General features: G+C 65.8%; 17 protein-coding genes. 13 read left to right on the plus strand and 4 right to left on the minus strand.

Annotated elements, in window-relative coordinates:
• A complete protein-coding gene (locus HNQ66_RS14975; protein WP_184144968.1) occupies positions 1-381 on the minus strand; it encodes a response regulator transcription factor in 381 nt (126 codons plus the stop codon).
• A gap of 155 nt (positions 382-536) precedes the next feature.
• Here HNQ66_RS14975 and HNQ66_RS14980 point away from each other — a divergent pair, with 155 nt between their 5' ends.
• The 5 genes from HNQ66_RS14980 to HNQ66_RS15000 all read left to right on the plus strand — a co-directional run bounded on the left by HNQ66_RS14980 (position 537) and on the right by HNQ66_RS15000 (position 6,760).
• Entirely contained in the window at positions 537-1,649 is a 1,113-nt protein-coding gene (locus HNQ66_RS14980; protein ID WP_184144969.1) for a response regulator, read from the plus strand.
• Positions 1,650-1,859: 210 nt separating this feature from the next.
• Complete coding sequence (locus HNQ66_RS14985) at positions 1,860-3,203, plus strand: substrate-binding protein (protein ID WP_184144970.1); 1,344 nt, start codon at positions 1,860-1,862, stop codon at positions 3,201-3,203.
• A 118-nt stretch (positions 3,204-3,321) separates the two neighbouring features.
• Positions 3,322-4,197, plus strand: coding sequence for an ABC transporter permease subunit (locus HNQ66_RS14990; protein ID WP_184144971.1), 876 nt, complete (start codon positions 3,322-3,324; stop codon positions 4,195-4,197).
• Between the two features lie 11 nt (positions 4,198-4,208).
• Positions 4,209-6,065 carry a branched-chain amino acid ABC transporter ATP-binding protein/permease gene (locus tag HNQ66_RS14995; protein WP_184144972.1) on the plus strand — a complete coding sequence of 619 codons (1,857 nt, stop codon included), beginning with the start codon at positions 4,209-4,211 and terminating at the stop codon, positions 6,063-6,065.
• Complete coding sequence (locus HNQ66_RS15000) at positions 6,062-6,760, plus strand: ABC transporter ATP-binding protein (RefSeq protein WP_184144973.1); 699 nt, start codon at positions 6,062-6,064, stop codon at positions 6,758-6,760. The genes HNQ66_RS14995 and HNQ66_RS15000 overlap by 4 nt, the downstream gene beginning before the upstream one ends.
• A gap of 158 nt (positions 6,761-6,918) precedes the next feature.
• Here the strand turns inward: HNQ66_RS15000 and HNQ66_RS15005 are convergent, their stop codons facing one another.
• On the minus strand, positions 6,919-7,071 hold the full coding sequence (locus tag HNQ66_RS15005) for a hypothetical protein (RefSeq protein ID WP_184144974.1): 153 nt from the start codon (positions 7,069-7,071) through the stop codon (positions 6,919-6,921).
• A gap of 67 nt (positions 7,072-7,138) precedes the next feature.
• Positions 7,139-7,648 carry a MarR family winged helix-turn-helix transcriptional regulator gene (locus HNQ66_RS15010; protein ID WP_184144975.1) on the minus strand — a complete coding sequence of 170 codons (510 nt, stop codon included), beginning with the start codon at positions 7,646-7,648 and terminating at the stop codon, positions 7,139-7,141.
• 43 nt (positions 7,649-7,691) lie between these two features.
• Between HNQ66_RS15010 and HNQ66_RS15015 the strand changes: the two genes are divergently transcribed.
• From HNQ66_RS15015 to HNQ66_RS15025, 3 genes are read left to right on the plus strand one after another with little or no spacing between them, the layout of a single operon-like run.
• On the plus strand, positions 7,692-9,212 hold the full coding sequence (locus tag HNQ66_RS15015) for an FAD-dependent oxidoreductase (RefSeq protein ID WP_184144976.1): 1,521 nt from the start codon (positions 7,692-7,694) through the stop codon (positions 9,210-9,212).
• A complete protein-coding gene (locus tag HNQ66_RS15020) occupies positions 9,209-9,952 on the plus strand; it encodes a zinc-binding dehydrogenase (RefSeq protein WP_184144977.1) in 744 nt (247 codons plus the stop codon). The genes HNQ66_RS15015 and HNQ66_RS15020 overlap by 4 nt, the downstream gene beginning before the upstream one ends.
• 1 nt (position 9,953) lies before the next feature.
• A complete protein-coding gene (locus HNQ66_RS15025; protein WP_184144978.1) occupies positions 9,954-11,168 on the plus strand; it encodes an MFS transporter in 1,215 nt (404 codons plus the stop codon).
• A 60-nt stretch (positions 11,169-11,228) separates the two neighbouring features.
• Here the strand turns inward: HNQ66_RS15025 and HNQ66_RS15030 are convergent, their stop codons facing one another.
• Complete coding sequence (locus HNQ66_RS15030) at positions 11,229-12,245, minus strand: helix-turn-helix domain-containing protein (RefSeq protein WP_184144979.1); 1,017 nt, start codon at positions 12,243-12,245, stop codon at positions 11,229-11,231.
• Between the two features lie 139 nt (positions 12,246-12,384).
• On the opposite strand from HNQ66_RS15030, the gene HNQ66_RS15035 reads away from it, so the two are divergent.
• The 5 genes from HNQ66_RS15035 to HNQ66_RS15055 are packed head-to-tail and all read left to right on the plus strand — an operon-like array spanning position 12,385 to position 17,893.
• Positions 12,385-13,245 carry a TIM barrel protein gene (locus HNQ66_RS15035; protein ID WP_184144980.1) on the plus strand — a complete coding sequence of 287 codons (861 nt, stop codon included), beginning with the start codon at positions 12,385-12,387 and terminating at the stop codon, positions 13,243-13,245.
• Positions 13,242-14,759, plus strand: coding sequence for a sugar ABC transporter ATP-binding protein (locus HNQ66_RS15040; RefSeq protein ID WP_184144981.1), 1,518 nt, complete (start codon positions 13,242-13,244; stop codon positions 14,757-14,759). Before HNQ66_RS15035 ends, HNQ66_RS15040 begins: the two co-directional genes overlap by 4 nt.
• Positions 14,756-15,733: an ABC transporter permease gene (locus tag HNQ66_RS15045; RefSeq protein ID WP_184144982.1), complete on the plus strand. Its 978-nt coding sequence runs from the start codon at positions 14,756-14,758 to the stop codon at positions 15,731-15,733. The genes HNQ66_RS15040 and HNQ66_RS15045 overlap by 4 nt, the downstream gene beginning before the upstream one ends.
• A complete protein-coding gene (locus tag HNQ66_RS15050) occupies positions 15,730-16,713 on the plus strand; it encodes an ABC transporter permease (RefSeq protein ID WP_184144983.1) in 984 nt (327 codons plus the stop codon). Before HNQ66_RS15045 ends, HNQ66_RS15050 begins: the two co-directional genes overlap by 4 nt.
• Before the next feature lie 49 nt (positions 16,714-16,762).
• Positions 16,763-17,893, plus strand: a complete 1,131-nt coding sequence (locus tag HNQ66_RS15055) for a substrate-binding domain-containing protein (protein WP_184144984.1) — start codon at positions 16,763-16,765, stop codon at positions 17,891-17,893.
• The last annotated feature ends 109 nt before the right edge of the window (positions 17,894-18,002 follow it).

Genomic DNA, 18,002 nt, shown 5'->3' on the forward strand with positions numbered 1-18,002 from the left:
CTACTCGGGCATCCGGGTGGACAGCACCGATTGCACACACGAGACCACATCGATGATGGCAAACGGCTTGGTGATATAGGCGTTCGCGCCCAGTTCCATGCCGACCCGCTGGTCCGCCTCGCCACCCTTGGCCGTCAGCATGATGATGCGGATATTTCCGTACGATCCGTTTGCACGCAACGCGCGGCACACGTCATATCCGTTGCCCTTGGGCATCATGACGTCGAGCAGGATGACGTCGGGCGGATCGCTGCTGACGGCAGCCAGCGCCTGCTCGCCATCGGCGACGATGCGCACGTCATAGCCTTCCTGGCGCATCAGGAAACCCAGGGCGCGCGATATGTTCGGATCGTCATCGGCGATCAGGACCGAAGCCGACATGCCTCCTCCTCGGCCAGGAAATCGTTGCCGCGTGCCGGATGTCGGTTCGACGAACGCTCCTGGTCCCTGGCGAAATATGTAAACCTCTTGCTTTTGCCTCACAAGCCTTCCAAAATCCCAAGACAACCGGGGGGTGAAACAATCGGGCGAGTGAGATGGTGAACCGCGCTTCCACGGCGGAGCCGGGAAAAAACGCTGCATTCGATGATGGAATGGCGTCCGCGTCGCCACGCGTTCTGGTCGTGGAAGATGATCGCGACGTCGCCGGGCTTGTCGGGCGGGAGCTGCGCGCGCTTGGCTTCACGGTCGACGTCATGGGTTTTGCCGAGGATGCGCTCGCTGCCGCGCGTGAGACGGAATACTCCCTGATGGTCGTCGATATCGGCCTGCCCGACCGTGACGGGCTCGAGCTTGTCCGCGAAATGCGCAAACGCTCGATTGCCGCCCCCATTTTGATGGTGACGGCGCGCGGCAAGGTGGAGGACAAGGTCAGCGGGCTCGCCAACGGCGCCGACGACTATCTGGTGAAGCCGTTCGCCGTTCCCGAGCTTCGCGCCCGGATTGCCGCCCTCTTGCGCCGGCCGTCGTCGATGAAGGACAATCGGCTGGTCGTGGCCAACATCGTCGTCGACCGCGATGCGCTCGAGGCGATCGTCGGCGGCGTCAGCGCGCCGCTGACGCGCAAGCAATTCCAGCTGCTTGAGCTGCTGGCCCGGCGCAAGAACCACATGACGCCGAAACGGATGATCGAAGAGGCGCTCTACTCGTTCAGCGACGAGGTGTCCGGCAATGCGATCGAGGCCCATATCTCCAAACTGAGGCAGGTTTTGCACTCCGTCGGCGCCGAGGCCAAGGTCGAGACCCGCCGCGGCATCGGCTACCGGCTGGTGGAAACGACCCGCTGCAACCAAATGATGAAGCGGCCGGGCCCGGCGGATCTCGCACGTCTCGACCCGGACGGGGCGTTTGCCGCGCGTCTTGCCGAAGATCGTCTTGCGCTCGCGCGTTTCGCGGACCTTCTCGAATATAACCCGACCGATGACGATGTGCTGGCGGACCTCGAGAGCCTGGCGCACAGGCTTGTGGGCGCCGCCGGCACGTTCGGGTATCCCGAGATCAGCGAGGCGGCGCTGGCGCTGGAGAACGGCGTGCATGCGGCGCGCTCGTCCGTGCAATCGGGATATGCGGCTGCCGCGCCGTCCCTCGATTTGCTGATCGGTGCGATTGACGCGGCGGTTCCGCCGACACGGCAAATCACGAAAAACTAACAAAATTCAGTTTCGCGTCAGCTTTGTGTCAGGTTTCGATCAGTTTGCTGCCGTTTATTGAAGCCTGGATTCAGTGGAGGAGCTGATCCTGCTCATTCCGGGTCGACGGCGCACGCCGTACGCCCTGTTGCGGGATTTGTCGAGGGAATTTTCCTCCATCGAGTTCTCAGGGCGGCCGGGAGGGCCGGTGTCTGAAACGGGAGGAAGTCTATGTCTCGAATTTTGAATAGCGCGTGGACGCGCCGCCAGGCCTTGCTTGCCGGCGCGGGCGCGGCGGGTGCGGCAATGCTGCCGTCAATGCCGATCCTTGCATGGGCCGACGACAAGCCGCCGATCGGCACATGGCCGGCCGGCTCCGAAGGCGACAGCATCTATGTCGGCGCGGCCGTTCCGTTGACCGGCACCTATGCGGTGCAGGGCGCCGACGAGCTGAAGGGATGGGAGCTCGCCGTCGAGCACATCAACACCAACCACGAGCTCATGAAAGCGATCGCGCCGAAGATCGACAACGGCCTTTTGGGCAAGAAGGTCCAGCTTCTTTCGGCCGACTCCGCCGCCAAGCCCAACAATGCGGTGCAGGCCGAACAGACGTTCATCAACCAGAACAAGATCGTCCTGATGACCGGGTCGACCTCCTCGGCCGTCGCGGTGGCGCTCAACAAGTTCGCCCAGCGCGAAAAGATTCTCTACCTTGCCGGCATCTCCGGTTCCAACGACACCACCGGCAAGGACTGCGTGCGCTACGGCTTCCGCCAGGGCTTCTACGGGGAGATGGCCGCCAACGCGATCGGCCCGGTGCTGGTGAAGAATTTCGGGGAGAAGCGCAAGGCGGCGTTCATGACGCCCGACTACACCTACGGCCACACCACCACCAAGTCCGTCAACGACTACCTGACGCAGAAGGCCGGCTGGGAGATGGTCACCAATCAGGTGTCGCCGCTCGGCACGCAGGACTTCAGCCAGTATCTGACGAACATCGCCAATTCGGGCGCCGAGTTCCTGATCAACGTCAACTGGGGTCGCGACGCCGTGTTGTCGACCCAGCAGGCCAAGCAGTTCGGCATCCTGCCGACGATGACGCTGGTCATTCCCTACCAGATCCCGTTCCTCGCCAAGGAAGTCGGCCCGGACATCACCGCCGGCGTCTTCGCGGCGACCGACTTCTGGTGGACGCTGGAGGACAAGTTCCCGCTGGCCAAGCAGTTCGTCGAGGTGTTCCAGCAGAAATACGGCTACCGGCCGGAATGGGGCGCGGAGAACAGCTATGTCAGCTTCGCCCACTGGGCGCGCATGGTGACGGAAGCCGGCAGCTTCTATCCGCCGGATGTCATCAAGCAGTACGAAAAGGGCGAGACGATCCCCTCGCTGCTCGGCGATGTCCATTATCGCCCCGAAGACCATCAGTGCGTGCGCCCGGTCGTCATCGTCAAGGGCAAGGCCCAGTCCGAAATGAAGAACGACGAGGATTTCTGGGAAGTGCTCGAAATGGTCGCGGGCGACACGGTCATCCAGGCGCCGGACGCCTTCGGCTGCCAGCCGGGCGACTATACCTGAGGCGCGACAGTCTCCCCGCGGCCCAAAGCCGCGGGGGGTCGGTTTATATCCGGCCCGACGGCGGCGCGGGGGCGAGCCCCGCAAAAGTCCGGGCGGGCCATTACAAAGGTGGGGCGGCGTGGTCAACTGGGCGAATTTTATCTCGCAATGCTTCAACGGGCTTGTGCTGGGCGCGCTGCTGGCGCTGATCGCATCGGGCCTGACGATCATCTACGGCACGCTCGGCGTGCTCAATCTCGCGCATGGCGCGATGTTCATGCTCGGCGGCTATGCCGGCTGGCTGGCCTACACCTATACCGATTCCTTCATAGCCGCGATGGTCGTCGGATCGCTGTTCGTCATGCTTGCCGGCGTCGTCACCGAGCGGTTGATCATCCGGCATTTCTATGCGCGGCCGCCTGAAGACCAGTTGCTCGTCACCTTCGGCCTCGGCATCGTCTTCGTCGAACTGGTCCGCTTCTTCTTCGGCAGCCTGTCGCGTACGACCCCGCCGCCGGCGATGTTCCAGGGCATCACCAATCTCGGTTTCATGGTCTATCCGACCTATCGCCTCGCTGCGCTCGGCATCGTCGCGATCGCGCTGCTCGTCCTCTACTTCGTCCTCTACAAGACGCGTCTCGGCATGATCGTGCGCGCCGGCATCGAGGATTCGGTCATGGTCGATTCGCTGGGCATCGATGTCTACAAGGTGTTCATGCTCGTCTTCGGCATCGGCGCGATGGCGGCCGGCTTTGCCGGCATCGTCAATGCGCCGGTGGTTTCGATCGCGCCCGATGTCGGGGAGGCGATCCTCGTCCAGACCTTCGTGGTCGTCGTGATAGGAGGCGTCGGGTCGTTCCCCGGCGCCATCATTGGCGGCCTCATCGCAGGAGAGATCATCTCGATCACCTCCATGTTCAACCCGGCCTATTCCTATGTCATGCTTTTCGTGGCGATGACGCTGGTGCTCGTGCTTCGTCCTCACGGACTGCTCGGCACGGCGGGCCGCGAATAGACGCGGTCCCCATGATCAGACAACGCCCCTACCTCATCGAACTGTTCGTCGTCATCGGCCTGTGCCTGGCGCCGTTCGTGCTCCCCTATCTCGGCTTTACGCCGAGCACCATCAACCGCATCCTCATCTGGGGATTGCTCGGCATCGGCTTCGACCTGCTGTTCGGCTATACCGGGCTGCTCTCCTTCGGCCAGGCGGCCTTCTTCGGCACCGGCGGCATGTTCGCCGCCTACATGCTGACGGAGACGCCGATGGAAAACACCATCCTGGCGCTGTTCCTGGGCGCGGCCGCCGCCGGCGTCGTGGGCTATCTCGTCGGCCTGATCGCGCTGAGGCGCACCGGCATCTATTTCGCCATGATCACCGTGGCGATCGCCGAGGTCTTCTTCTTCGTCGAGTTCAATCCGCTGTCGGAATATACCGGCGGCGAAAACGGACTGCCGGGTGTTCCCACGCCGAACCTTTCGCTCGGGTTCACGACGATCGAGTTCGACTCGAACTGGACGATGTATATCTTCTTTGCCTTCTGGTATTTCGTCGGACTGGCAATTGCGTTGCGCATCGTGCGCTCGCCGTTCGGCCTGCTGCTGCGCGCCATCCGCGACAATCCGCTGAGGGCCGAGGCGCTCGGCCACAACATTCACGGATACAAGCTGTCGGTCTTTGTCATCGCCGCCATCTACACGGGCTTTGCCGGCGGCCTGCTCGGCATGTTCCAGGGCTTCATGCCGCCCGATGCGTTCATGTTCGCAACGTCGGGCGAGATCGTCATGCAGACGGCGATCGGCGGCGCCGGCACGCTGTTCGGCCCGTTGCTCGGCGCAGGCGCATGGCTTTTCATGAGCGATTTCTTCCAGACCACGCTCAACCTCGGCGCCAGCTGGAAGCTCGTCCTCGGGATCGTCTTCGTGCTCCTGGTCTGCTTCCTGCGCCGCGGCCTCGTCGGCGCGTTCGTCGATCTCTATCACCTCGCGGCCGGCGAAAAGCGCAAGCACGAGCCGGTCGACGAAACGACCGCCGGGACGGGCGCCGAAGTCGAGAACATGGCCGCGATTGCAAACCGCAGCGCCGAAATGCTCGCCCGCAAGCCGTCGAGCGAGAATGTCGGCGCCATCCTGAAGGCAACGGGCCTGACCAAGAGCTATGGCGGCGTCGTTGCAAACAGCGACATCGACTTCTCGGTCGACTATGGCGAGATGCGCGGCATCATCGGGCCGAACGGCGCCGGCAAGTCGACCTTCTTCAAGATGCTCACCTGCGAAGTGTCGCCGACATCGGGCAAGATCGTGTTCGAAGGTCGCGACATCACCGGCCTCAGCGTGACCGACGTGTGCCAGTTCGGCCTGACCAAGAGCTATCAGATCAACCAGTTGTTCGAGCGGCTGACGGTGCGCGAGAACCTGTCCATCGCGGCGCTCGGCCTGCTGCGCGGCAAGTTCAAGCTCGACCTTTACAGGAGCCTGTCGGGCGTGCCGGGCCTCGATCACCAGGTCGAGGGCGCCGCCGCGCTGGTCAACCTGACCCGCCGCCTCGATACGCCCGTTTCCGAACTCGCCTATGGCGAGAAGCGGCGCCTGGAGATCGGGTTGGCGCTGGCGACCTCGCCCAGCCTGCTGCTGCTTGACGAGCCTCTGGCCGGCATGAGCCCGCAGGAGCGCGTGACCACCGTTGCACTGCTGAAGTCGATTGCGATCGGCCGCACCATGATCATCATCGACCACGACATGGATGCGCTGTTCGAACTCGTCGGCAAAGTCACGGTGCTCCAGGAGGGCAGGGTCCTTGTCGAGGGCACGCCTGAAGAAATCAAGAACAACCCCAAGGTCCAGGAAGCCTATCTTGGCGGCGTTGACGAGGAGATGGCATGAGCCTGCTCGAAGTCGAAGGGCTGAACAGCTATTACGGCGACAGTCACATCCTGTTTGACGTCTCCATGCGTGTCGAGAAGAACGAGGTCGTCGCGCTCATCGGCCGCAACGGCGCCGGCAAGTCGACCACGCTGAAAAGCCTGATGGGCGTGGTGCGGCCGCGCACCGGCAGCATCAGGCTCGAGGGCGAGGAACTGGCGGGCCGGAAGGCCCATGCCGTCGCGCGCCGGGGCATGCAGCTCGTCCATGAGGACCGGCGCATCTTCGGCAGCCTCAATGTCGAGGAAAATATCATCCTCGCCGGCCTGACCGCCGAGAACAGGTGGCCGCTCGACCGCATCTACGAGATGTTTCCGCGCCTGAAGGAGCGCCGCACCAGCCGCGGCACCGACCTTTCCGGCGGCGAGCAGCAGATGCTGGCAATCGCACGCGCCCTCGTTCGCGACCCCAGGGTCGTCCTGCTCGACGAGCCGTTTGAAGGGCTGGCGCCGGTGATCGTCCGCGACCTCATGCGCGCCTGCCAGGACCTGGCCAGGGCTGGCCAGACGATCGTGCTGGTCGAGCAGAACCTCGCGGCGACGCTCGCATTGGCCGATCGCGTCTACATCATCAACAACGGCCATATCGCCCATGAGGGGCCGGCAAGCGAACTGAAGAAGCAGCCGGAACTGCTGCAACGCTATCTCGGCGTCTAGGACGGAGACGTCGATCAAACCATGATGTTGACTCGGATTTTCGGGCCGGGCTGAACAGCCGGCGCCTGTACAAGCGCCGGCATGCCACCCTTTGCCGCGGCATAGGCAAAATCGATGCCTTCCGACATCCTGGAGCGAGGGCTTTGCAGCGCGCGACATCAGGAAGGACCGGTCAAATGGCTTCCAATGGTGCTTTTCCATTTTTCCAGCGGCGCCGCGCCGAGTTGCATGAACGTGTCGAACGCAAGCTCGCCATTGTTGACGGGAAGGATCGAGCCGATCCAAGCCGAGTTGACGGAAAGCCTCGTCAACCGAGGCTTCGCTGGAAAGATCCGAGTGAATCTGTAAGCCGAATGGCCCGATAGAACGCGTGGAGCATCATATGTTCTCTCCGGCGCGGGATGGAGCCTCCGGTTGTTCCTTCACAGCATCGGCGAACTTGCGCATGAGCCGCACGAGTTCGTCGACGTCGTGGGTGTCCCATGTCTCGAAGATAGCGCGGGCGTAGCGTTCGCGCGCCGCGTCGATCCTGTCAGTCATCGCCTTGCCCTTCGGCGTGATCACAGCCTCGTTGACGCGGCGGTCGGCGGCGCTCTGCCGGCGCTCGGCAAGGCCGAGGCTTTCCAGCTTCGCCACCTGGCGGCTGACGGTGGTGTAGTCGCGGCCGGCCCGGTCGGCGAGTTCCACGATCCCGATCGGCCCGACCCGCTCGATCCCGACCAGCAGGGGAAACAGGGCGCGATCCAGCGCGATCCCGGCCTCCCGCACCATCTGCTCGTCGCGCTGCGGCCGGTTCATGACGCTGACGATGTCCATCAGCGCGCCGTGGAGCTGCCGAAGCAGGCGACTCTCGATATGTGTATTTTTCACATTTTTTCTTGACGGCATCTCGCCCTCCTATTATGTGCATAATACACACATGGAGACGGACATGACAAACGATTTTGCGGCAGATGTGCTCATCTGCGGCGCGGGAGCGGCTGGCCTGACGCTGGCGATCGAGCTTGCGCGGCACGGGATATCCTTCCGGCTGGTCGAAAAGCGCGGGGAGCCCTTCCACGGCTCGCGCGGCAAGGGCATTCAGCCGCGGACCCAGGAGATTTTCGAGGACCTTGGCATTCTCGACAAGGTCGCCGCCACGGGCGGCACCTATCCGCCATTGCGTGTCTATCGTGACGATGGCGGCTGGACCGAGAAGGACAACCTCGAGCGCCAGGATCCGACGCCTTCGGAGCCGTATCATCTGGCACTGATGATCCCGCAGTTCCTCACCGAGCGGATCATGCGGGAGCGATTGGCCGAGCTGGGCCATGAGGTCGAGTTCGGATGCGAGCTGGTCGGCTTCGAACAGGGCGGGAACGGCGTCGAGGCGCGCCTTGCCGGGCCGGATGGCGAAGAGACCGTCCATGCGCGCTATCTCGTCGGCGCGGACGGCGGACGGAGCTTCGTGCGACATGCCCTCGGGGTCGCGTTCCCGGGCAAGACGCTGGGCGTGCATGCGATCGTGGCGGATGTCGAGCTGTCCGGGCTGGAGCGCGATGCATGGCACCAGTTCAACGACGGCGACACGGAGCGGATGGTCGCAATCTGCCCGCTCGCAGGAACCGATCTCTTCCAGATCCAGGCCCCCGTCCCGCCGGACTGCGCGGTCGATCTCTCGGCCGAGGGGCTTGGGCTGATGGTCGGCGAGCGGACAGGCCGCCATGATATCCAGGTGCATTCGGTCGCCTGGGCTTCGGCCTACGCCATGAACGCCCGGCTTGCCGATCGCTACCGCGTCGGCCGGGTGTTCCTCGTCGGCGATGCCGCCCACATACACCCGCCGACGGGCGGCCAGGGCCTCAACACCAGCGTGCAGGATGCCTATAACCTGGGCTGGAAACTGGCCGCCGTGCTTCGGGGCGCGGAGGCTCAACTGCTGGACACCTACGAGGCGGAACGGCGCCCGGTCGCGGCATCGGTGCTCGGGCTTTCGGTCCGCCTGCTCGATGCGCAAAAGCAGGGTGGGATGCGGCGCGGCCGCGAGGTGCGCCAGCTCGATATCGGCTATCCGGGTTCGCCGCTTTCCCTGCAATTGTCCGAACGCGCAGGAAGCTTGCGCGCCGGGGACCGCGCGCCGGATGCCCCGATCCGGGGTGCGGCGGGCCAGCCGTCCCGGCTCTTCCAGCTGTTCCGGGGGCAGCATTGGACGCTGCTCGTCCATGACGCCGGGCTCGGGGCGGTCGCGTCCCGCCCGGGGCTGCATATCCACCATATCGGCCCGCAAGGCGATATCGTCGACGCCTGGGGACATCTCCGCGATGCCTATGATCTGGCATCCGGCGAGTGCGTGCTGATCCGGCCCGACGGTTATGTCGGCGCGATCCTGAGCCTTGACGCAGAACGAACCGCAAAGCTCGAGCGCTATCTCGGCGACATGGGCGTGGGGCAAGGCGAAGGGGAGCCGAAATGAAGGCCGCGATTGTTTCTGCTACCGGACGGCCCCCCGCTCTGGGCGAACTTGCCGCCCCCGTGGCGTCAGCAGGCGAGAGACTGATCCGGGTAGATATCGCGGCGATCGCCAACCCCGGCATGTCCTCCTGGATTGCGCTGACCGAACGTCCCCGCCTGAAACCGGGCGAGACGGTGCTGGTCAACGGTGCCACCGGCACATCGGGACGGCTTGCGGTCCAGATAACCAGGCTGCTTGGTGCGGGCCGCATCATAGCCACCGGCCGCAACGCCAAGGCGCTTGGCGAAGCGAGATCCCTCGGTGCCGATACGACGATCCAGCTCGGCGAGGATGCAGAGTGGCTTGAACATCGCTTCATGCAGGAATTGGCCCAAGGTATCGATATCGTGATCGACTATCTTTGGGGTCCTGGCGCCGGGCGCCTGCTGATCGCTGCCGCCAAGGCAGGCCGGGACGCAGTGCCCATGCGTTTCGTTCAGGTCGGATCGGTGTCCGCATCGGATATTACCCTGCCAGGTTCCGTCCTGCGCGCCTCGGCTATCGAATTGATGAGCAGCGGCCATGGCAGCGTGCCCGTCCCGCGCCTGATCGAAATCACGGGCGAGGTCCTGCGTGCGGCCGTCCCCAACAATCTGGCGATCGCCTTCAAGCCGATGCCGTTCGCTGATTTCGACCGGGCATGGCCGCTGGACGATAGCACTTGCCGCACCGTGTTTGCCATGAATGCCGGAAGGACATGAAATGACCGGTCGCTCCTTACCGGAGGGCGTTGCCAGCGAGAGGGAGAACCTCGACTGGTGGCTGATGCTGCCTCTCTTCGCTATCGTCAGCCTCTATGCTGCCGGTATCGGCGCGGTTCTACCCGTCCTGCCATTCTATTTGCGGGAGATGGGGGCCAGTCCGCTGGTCTTCGGCCTGGTCCTTGCTACGGAAGCGTTGAGCCAGTCCGCCGCATCGCCTCTGCTCGGCCAGCTTTCCGACCGTTTCGGGCGCAAGCGGGTTCTTCTGGCCAGCCAAGCCGTAGCTATCGTTAGCCTGCTGCTGCTCGCACTTGCGCAAAGCATTTTCACGGTCCTGCTGGCACGTTTCCTGTTCGGTTTCACGGCCGGCAACTTCTCGGCCGCAGCCGCCTATGCGGCGGACAACAGCTCGCCGACGACCCGACGCCAGGCGATTGGCGTCGTAAATGCCGGGCTTGGCCTCGGAGCGATCGTCGGTGCGGGTCTTTCAAGCATTCTGTCCGAAATCTCCTTGACCGCGCCGATCTACATGGCGCTGGCGCTGTCGGCTTCCGGCGTCGTCGTGACGGCCTTCGGCCTGAAAGGCGGCAAGGTGGCGGAACAGGCCAAGGGCGAGGCCGATCAGGCGAAAATCTCATTGCGGGCAATAACCAGCTTGCCGGTGATCCGTGTGCTCATCATCGTGATGCTCTGCCACTTCTTCGCGTATGGAATGTATACCTCGCAGCTCCCGATTTTTCTTGCTGACAGGTTCGTCTGGAATGGCCACGCGCTTGGGCCGCGCGAGTTCAGCTACATCATAGCGGCGGACGGCGTGATCAACATTTTCGTCCAGCTTTTCCTGCTCGGATGGCTCGGCCGGTTCTTCCCGGAACGTCGGTTGATCGTGCTGATATTTGCCCTCATCTGCACTGGTTTCGTCAGCGCGGGGTTGGCGAGCACGATCCCCGTCCTCGCCTTTGCCGTTCTCTGCATCAGCACAGGCGACGCTCTGGCAAAACCCACATATCTTGCAGCGCTGTCAGTCCATGTTCCGTCCGAGCGGCAAGGCGTCGTCATGGGAACAGGGCAGGCACTGGTCGCCGTGACGGATATCACCTCTCCGGTTCTGGCGGGCTTCATCCTTGGTTTGGGCCTCTATGGAGCATGGATCGGCGCGGCGGTGGCAATCGCCGTTATCGGAGCTGCTATCGCGATAATCCGCCTTCCTCGTTAAGATGACATGCCAGCCTCCTCGGCGTGGTGCGCGCCTAGGATAGGGCGTAGAAATGAACTACTATCTGTAGCTGCTCGGGGAGTGGCCGTATCTCCTCTTGAAGGCGTTCGAGAAATACTGGCTCGAATTGAAGCCGCAGCTCAGTGCGATCTCCGTTACGCTGGTCTTGCGCGGGTCTTGCAGCAGGCGCGAGGCCTGCTCGAGGCGCAGGTGCTGGAGGTACTGGCGCGGCGCCATGTTGGTGAGCTTCTTGCAATGGTCGGCAAAGCGGGTGCGCGAGAGGCCGCATTCCTCCGCCATGCCCTCCAGCGACCAGTCCTCCTCCAGCGCCAGCGCGAGGCGGCGCAGGAAGATGGCGACGGTGTGCTGCGACGTCGAAAGGTCGGGGTCGAGGGTCGGCACCTGCTCGCTCATCCGGTCGATCAGGCTCAGCATCATCGCGTTGATCGCCACCTTCAGGCGCGTCTCGCCGTCCTCCGGGCTGCGATCCAGCAGGATGGAGGGGATCGCCTCGAAGGCGCGGCAGAGCTCGGCGCCGCCGTCCCAGACGGGCTGGTTGTTCTGCGTCAGGATCTCGCCGAGCCGCGTCGCCTCGTCCCTGGAGAAGACGAGCCAGTCCGGCCAGTCGGGCGTCTCGCTCGGCCGGCGCAGGCCCGCGTCGAGGATGATCCACAGGAGCCGGCTCGGCCCGACATTCGGATTGCCGATGGCATGGAGCTGCCAGGGGCGGATGACGATGAACTGGCCCTGCTTGAGCGCATAGGTCCGCTCGTCCACGACGAGGTCGAGGCTGCCGCGGGCGAGATAGGCGATCTTGAAACCCTCGTTGCAATGCCGGCCGAGCCCCCAGGACTGGCCGTGGCGCGCATCCCAGAAGCCGACGGTGCGGATGCCCGGCAGGCGCTCGCCGAGCGAGGTGCCGGGGTAGCTGCCGCGCGTCCAGGCGTGCAGCTCGACCTCGCCGCGCCGGGCGGCGGCCTGCAGCTCCCTGCAGTTGTCGGCATACATGACGGAGTCCGGCTGGCGGAAGACGGAAGGCCGGCAACCGGCCGGCGAAATCACCGCATGTCTGTTCACGTCGCGCCTCCCAACACAAAACGACTTAAGAAATCTACCACTGTTGTCGTCCGCAAGAATTGCCGAGTCAAGCCTGCCATTGTGGCTCGTGTCGCGGATGCCGGTGGAAGAGGCCGGCGCGGCGAAGGGGAGGACATCCGTGAAAGTCGCATTCAACCTGCTCGTCATCGGCGCGGATATCGGCATGCAGCACGCGCGCCAGCTCGAGCGGCTGAAGGCGCTCGGCTACGACGCGGTGGAGGTTCCGGTCTTCTCCGGCAGGCAGGAGCATTATGCGGCGCTCGGCCGGCTCCTTGCCGATATCGGCCTGACGGCGGGCGCGGCGGCCGTCGCGACGCCCGAGGCGAACCCCGTCAGCCCCGATCCGGCGGTGCGCGCGAAAGCGCGCGACCATCATCGCTGGATCGTCGACTGCACGGCGGCGATGAGCGGCGAGATCGTCGCGGGGCCCCTTCATTCGCCCGTCGGCGTCTTCACCGGCTTCGGGCCGACGGCGGCGGAAACGGGCCGCTGCGTGGAGGCGATGCGGGCGATGGCGGAATACGCGGCCCCGGCGGGCGTGCGCATTTCGGCGGAAGCGGTCAACCGTTTCGAATGCTACATGATGTCGACCATCGCTGAGGCGTCGGCCATCCACCGCGCCGTCAACCATCCCAACTACGGCTACATGTTCGATACGTTCCACGCCAATATCGAGGAGAAGGATCCGCCGGCAACCTTCGAGCGCTACCACGGCGAGATCAACCATTTCCATGTCTCGGAAAACGACCGCGGCGTTCCCGGCTCCGGCCATGTGCCCTTCGCGGCGCATTTCGACGCGCTGCGCCGCTGCAACTACGACGGCTGGCTGACGGTCGAATCCTTCGGCCGGGCGCTGCCGGAGCTCGCCGGGGCGACCCGCGTGTGGCGCGATCTCTTCGACGATCTCGACGGCCTCTTTTCCCAGAGCATCGCCTTCATCCGCCGCGAATGGGCGGCGGCGGGAGAGCGGCTGGCATGACGGCCGCTCCCGCCCTCAGCATGTCCGGCATCAGCAAGGCCTTTCCGGGCGTGCGCGCGCTCGATGGCGTCGATTTCGACTGCCTGCCCGGCGAGGTCCACGCGATCTGCGGGGAGAACGGCGCCGGCAAGTCGACGCTGATGAAGATCCTTGGCGGCAGCTACCGGCCGGATGCCGGCGAGATCCGCCTCGCCGGCGCAAACGTGCATTTCACCCATCCCCGGCAGGCCGCCGAGGCGGGCATCTCGATCATCCACCAGGAACTCAGCCTGCTGCCGCACCGCACCGTGGCGGAGAACATCTTCATGGGGCGCGAGATCGCCCGGCGCGGCATCCTCGACCGGGCGGCGATGCGCGAGACGGCCGCGGCGCTGCTTTGCCGCATCGGCGCGCAGATCGATCCGCAGGCGCCCGTCTCCTCGCTTTCCATCGCCATGCAGCAGCTCGTCGAGATCGCCAAGGCGCTGCTGCTCGACGCGCGCATCCTCGTCATGGACGAGCCGACGGCGGCGCTGGACGAACGCGACAGCCGGGCGCTGCTGGAGCTGGTCGGGACCCTTCGCGGGGAGGGCGTTTCGATCGTCTACATCTCGCACCGCATGCCGGAGGTCACCGCCATCGCCGACCGCATCACCATCCTCAAGGACGGAAGGAAGGTCTGGACGCGGCCGCGCGAGGCCGCCCCGATCGGCGAGATCGTGCGGGCGATGGTCGGCCGCGACCTTGAGGATTTCTACCCGCCGCCGCCGGCGTCCCCGCCGGGCGCGGTGCTGCTTGCCGTGAAGGACGGCGCCAATGCCGCCCTGCGCGACATCGCCTTCGACGTGCGGGCCGGCGAGATCGTCGGCGTGGCGGGCCTCGAGGATTCCGGCAAGGGCGCACTGGCGCAGGCGCTGGTCGGCGACGCGCCGTTTTCCGGCGGCACGGTCGCGCTGCGTGGCAGGCCGGTCGCCCTGCGCACGCCGCGCCAGGCGACGGCCGCCGGCATCGGCTACCTGCCGGGCGACCGCAAGCGGGAAGGGCTCGCGCTACGCCAGTCGGTGCGCGACAACGCGCTTCTGACCCTGCGCTCGATGGCCGGCCTCTTCACGCGGCCGGGGCGCGGCGCGTTCGCGCCCCGCGCCATCGACGGGAAGCTGCGCGACATGGATGTGCGCGCGGCGGATTTCGGCCAGGAGATCGGCACGCTCTCCGGCGGCAACCAGCAGAAGGCGATCATCGTGCGCTGGCTGGCGCAGGCATCCGACATCCTCGTCTTCGTCGAGCCGACCCGCGGCATCGACATCGCGGCCAAGGCGGCGATCTACCGGACGATGCGCGCCTTCGCCGATTCCGGCCGCGGCATCGTCGTCGTCTCCTCCGACATGCCGGAGCTGATCGGCGTCGCCGACCGCATCCTCGTCATGCACCAGGGCGGAATCTCCGGCCAGTTGCCGCGGGGCGCCGGCGAGGAAGAGGTCATGCATCTCGCCCTCGGCCTTGCGGATGCGCCGCAGCGGGAGGCGCGGGCATGACGACGGATATCGCAAAGAACAAGCCGGCCGCCCGGGGCCTGCCCGTCGCCGTGCTGCTCGCAGGCCTTTCCATCGGCTTCTTCGTCGCGGTCGCGCTTGCCACCGGCGAGGTGGCGCAGCTCGGCGGGCAGGGCATTGTCGGCCTTCTCCAGCGCATGGTGGCCCTTGGGCTCGTCGCGCTCGGCCAGACCTTCGTGATCCTCGTCGGCTCGATCGATCTTTCGGTCGCCGCGCTCATCAGCGCCGTCGCCGTCCTCGCCTCTCATGTCATGCAGGGCGATCCGGCGATGATCCTGCCGGCCATCCTGCTCTGCCTCGGCCTCTGCCTTGCGGTCGGCCTCGTCAACGGCGTGCTCGTCGCCTATGGCGGCATCAATCCGCTGATCGCGACGCTCGGCACGGGGCTCATCGTCCAGGGCGTGCTCGCCGCCTCCTTCGGCGCGCTGCAGGGCGCGGTGGCGCGGGAATTCCAGGTCCTTGCCTATGGCGGCGTCCTCGGCGTGCCCTATTCCATCCTGCTGCTCGCCGTCCTGTCGCTCGCGGCCGCCTTCGTGCTCGACCGCACGCTGTTCGGCGCGCGCGTCTACGCCGTCGGCGGCAATCCGGAGGGGGCGCGGCTCGCCGGCATCCGCACGGAGCGCGTCACGCTCTCGGCCCATGTGGTCGCCAGCCTGTTCGCCGGCGCGTCGGGGCTCTACCTCGCCGCCCGGCTGCAATCGGGCACGCCGTGGATCGGCCGCGACGGCATCTACGACCTCGAATCCATCGCCGTCACGGTCATCGGCGGCACGATCCTGGCCGGCGGCAAGGGCGGCGTCGCGGGAACGCTGGCGGGCGTCCTGCTCTTCGCCAGCCTCGACGCGGCCTTCAACATGCTGGGCATCGACGCCTTCCTGAAACAGGTGCTGCGCGGGGCCATCGTGGTCGCTGCCGTCGCCATCCATGCCGTCCGCACGAAGGGGCACGTCGCATGAGCCCGCTCCCGCAGACCTCGTCTCCCCTTCGCCGTCCGGCGCGCCTTGCCGTCAATGCCGGCCTCGTGATCTTCCTCGCGCTCTATGCGGCCATCGCCTTCCTCCAGCCGAACTATCTCGAGCCGGGCCTCTTCATGAACTTCCTGCGGCGGGCGGCGCCCCTCGTCATCCTCGCCTGCGGGCAGCTCTACGTCATCCTGACGGGCGGCTTCGATCTTTCCATGGGGGCGGTCGCGACGCTGGCGGTGCTCGCCGCCTCGATCCTCATCAACGGCGATCCGGAGACGACCTGGGCGGTCATCGGTACGCTCTACGTCATGGGCATCGCGGTCGGCCTTGTGAACGGCCTCGTCGTCGCCTTCCTCAAGGTGCCCTCGATCATCGCGACGCTCGGCGCGATGCTCTCCGTCAACGGGCTGGCGCTCGCCTGGTCGGGCGGGGCGGCGCGCGGTGACCTGCCCGACAACTTCCGCAATCTCGGCCGGCTCGTCTGGCGCGGCGTTCCCCTCGTCGGCACGCTGCCGCTGGCGGCCGTCGTCCTTGCCGGCTTCGTGGCGCTCGCCTGGTGGGGGCTCAACGGCACGGTCTACGGCAAGCGGGCGCTCGCCGTCGGCGACAATCCGCGGGCGGCGGAGCTTGCCGGGACGCCGGTGGCGGCAACGCGCATCCTCGCCTTCGTGGTCTCCGCTGTCTCGGCGGTGACGGCCGGCATCCTGATCGGCGGCTTTTCCGGCGTCTCCGTCAATGCGGGCGAGGGGCTGGAGCTGCAGGCGATCGCCGCCTGCGTCATCGGCGGCGCGCAGCTTCTGGGCGGGCGCGGCTCCATCTGGAGCGCGGTGTTCGGGGCGCTCAGCCTCTTCGCGCTCTTCACCCTGCTCAATCTCATCGGCCTGCCGCAGGCGCTGCGCGACAGCATCCAGGGCGTGATCCTGATCGCCGCGGTGGGCGCCAGCCTGTGGCGCACCCGGCGGCGGACCTGACCGACCATCATCAACCGCCGGCGCGGCCGGCTTTCTGGAGGAGGAAGACATGACACTGAGGACACTTCTGGCGACGACGGTGGCGCTGACATTCGCCGGTCAGGCGCTGGCGCAGGACTTCAACGACCCGGCCGAGTTCAAGAAGCAGCGCGAGCAGCTTTCGATGACGCCGCAGGGGCCGGAAGGCCAGCCCTGGGCGCAGCATCTCGGCGACGGCATGGTCGATACGGCCAAGTACAGGAAGGACGGGCAGGTAACGCTCTGCTTCTCCAACGCCGGCGTCTTCAACCCCTGGCGCGTGGTCGGCCTCAACAACCTCAACGCCGAGGCCGAGCTGCACAAGGACCGCCTCAAGGAGCTGATCGTCGTCGATGCGGAGGGCAAGGACGACAAGCAGATCTCCGACATCGAGGCGCTGGTCAGCGGCGGCAAGTGCGACGCGCTGATCGTCTCGCCGAACACGACGGCGGCGCTGACGCCGGCCGTCGAGGCGGCCTGCGGCAAGCTTCCGGTCATCGTCTTCGACCGCGGCGTCAACACGTCCTGCCCGGTGACCTATATCCACCCGGTCGGCGGCTACGGCTTCGGCATCACCTCGGGCGAGTTCATCGCCAGCAAGCTGAAGAAGGGCGACAACGTGCTGGCGCTGCGCATCATGCCGGGCGTCGACGTGCTGGAGACCCGCTATTCGGCCGCCAAGACCATCTTCGACGAGGCCGGCATCAACGTGATCGGCTCGGAATTCACCGGCAGCGACCGGGCGAAGACCAAGTCCGTCGTCGAGGACTACATCAACCGCGGCGAGAAGATCGACGCGGTCTGGATGGACGCCGGCGATACCGCAACGGCCGCGCTCGAAGCCTTCGAGGATGCAGGCCTGCCCTATCCCGTCATCAGCGGCGAGGACCAGCAGGACTTCCTGCGCAAGTGGCAGGCGGATAAGCTGACGGCGATCGGCCCGTCCTACCCGACCTACCAGTGGCGCACGGCCGTCATCGCCGCGCTCGACGTCCTGGACGGCAAGCAGGTGCCGGGCCCCGAATGGGTCCTGCCGCAGCCCGCGATCACCGAGGACGTGCTCGCCGACTATGTCGACGCGCGCATGCCGCCGCTGCACTACAGCCTCTGCGGCTGCCAGGAGCTGCCGGGCTACCCGGAGCGCTGGGGCGGCAAGAAGTAGGACGGCAGGGAAGGGGGCGCGCCGCGCCCCCTTCAATTCGATCGCGCGAAGCGCAGCATAAATCTGCCTATCGGTAGGCATGAGGCAGCGAAAATCCTTGCAGATATTT

Source organism: Shinella fusca, assembly GCF_014203155.1.
Taxonomy (GTDB): domain Bacteria; phylum Pseudomonadota; class Alphaproteobacteria; order Rhizobiales; family Rhizobiaceae; genus Shinella; species Shinella fusca.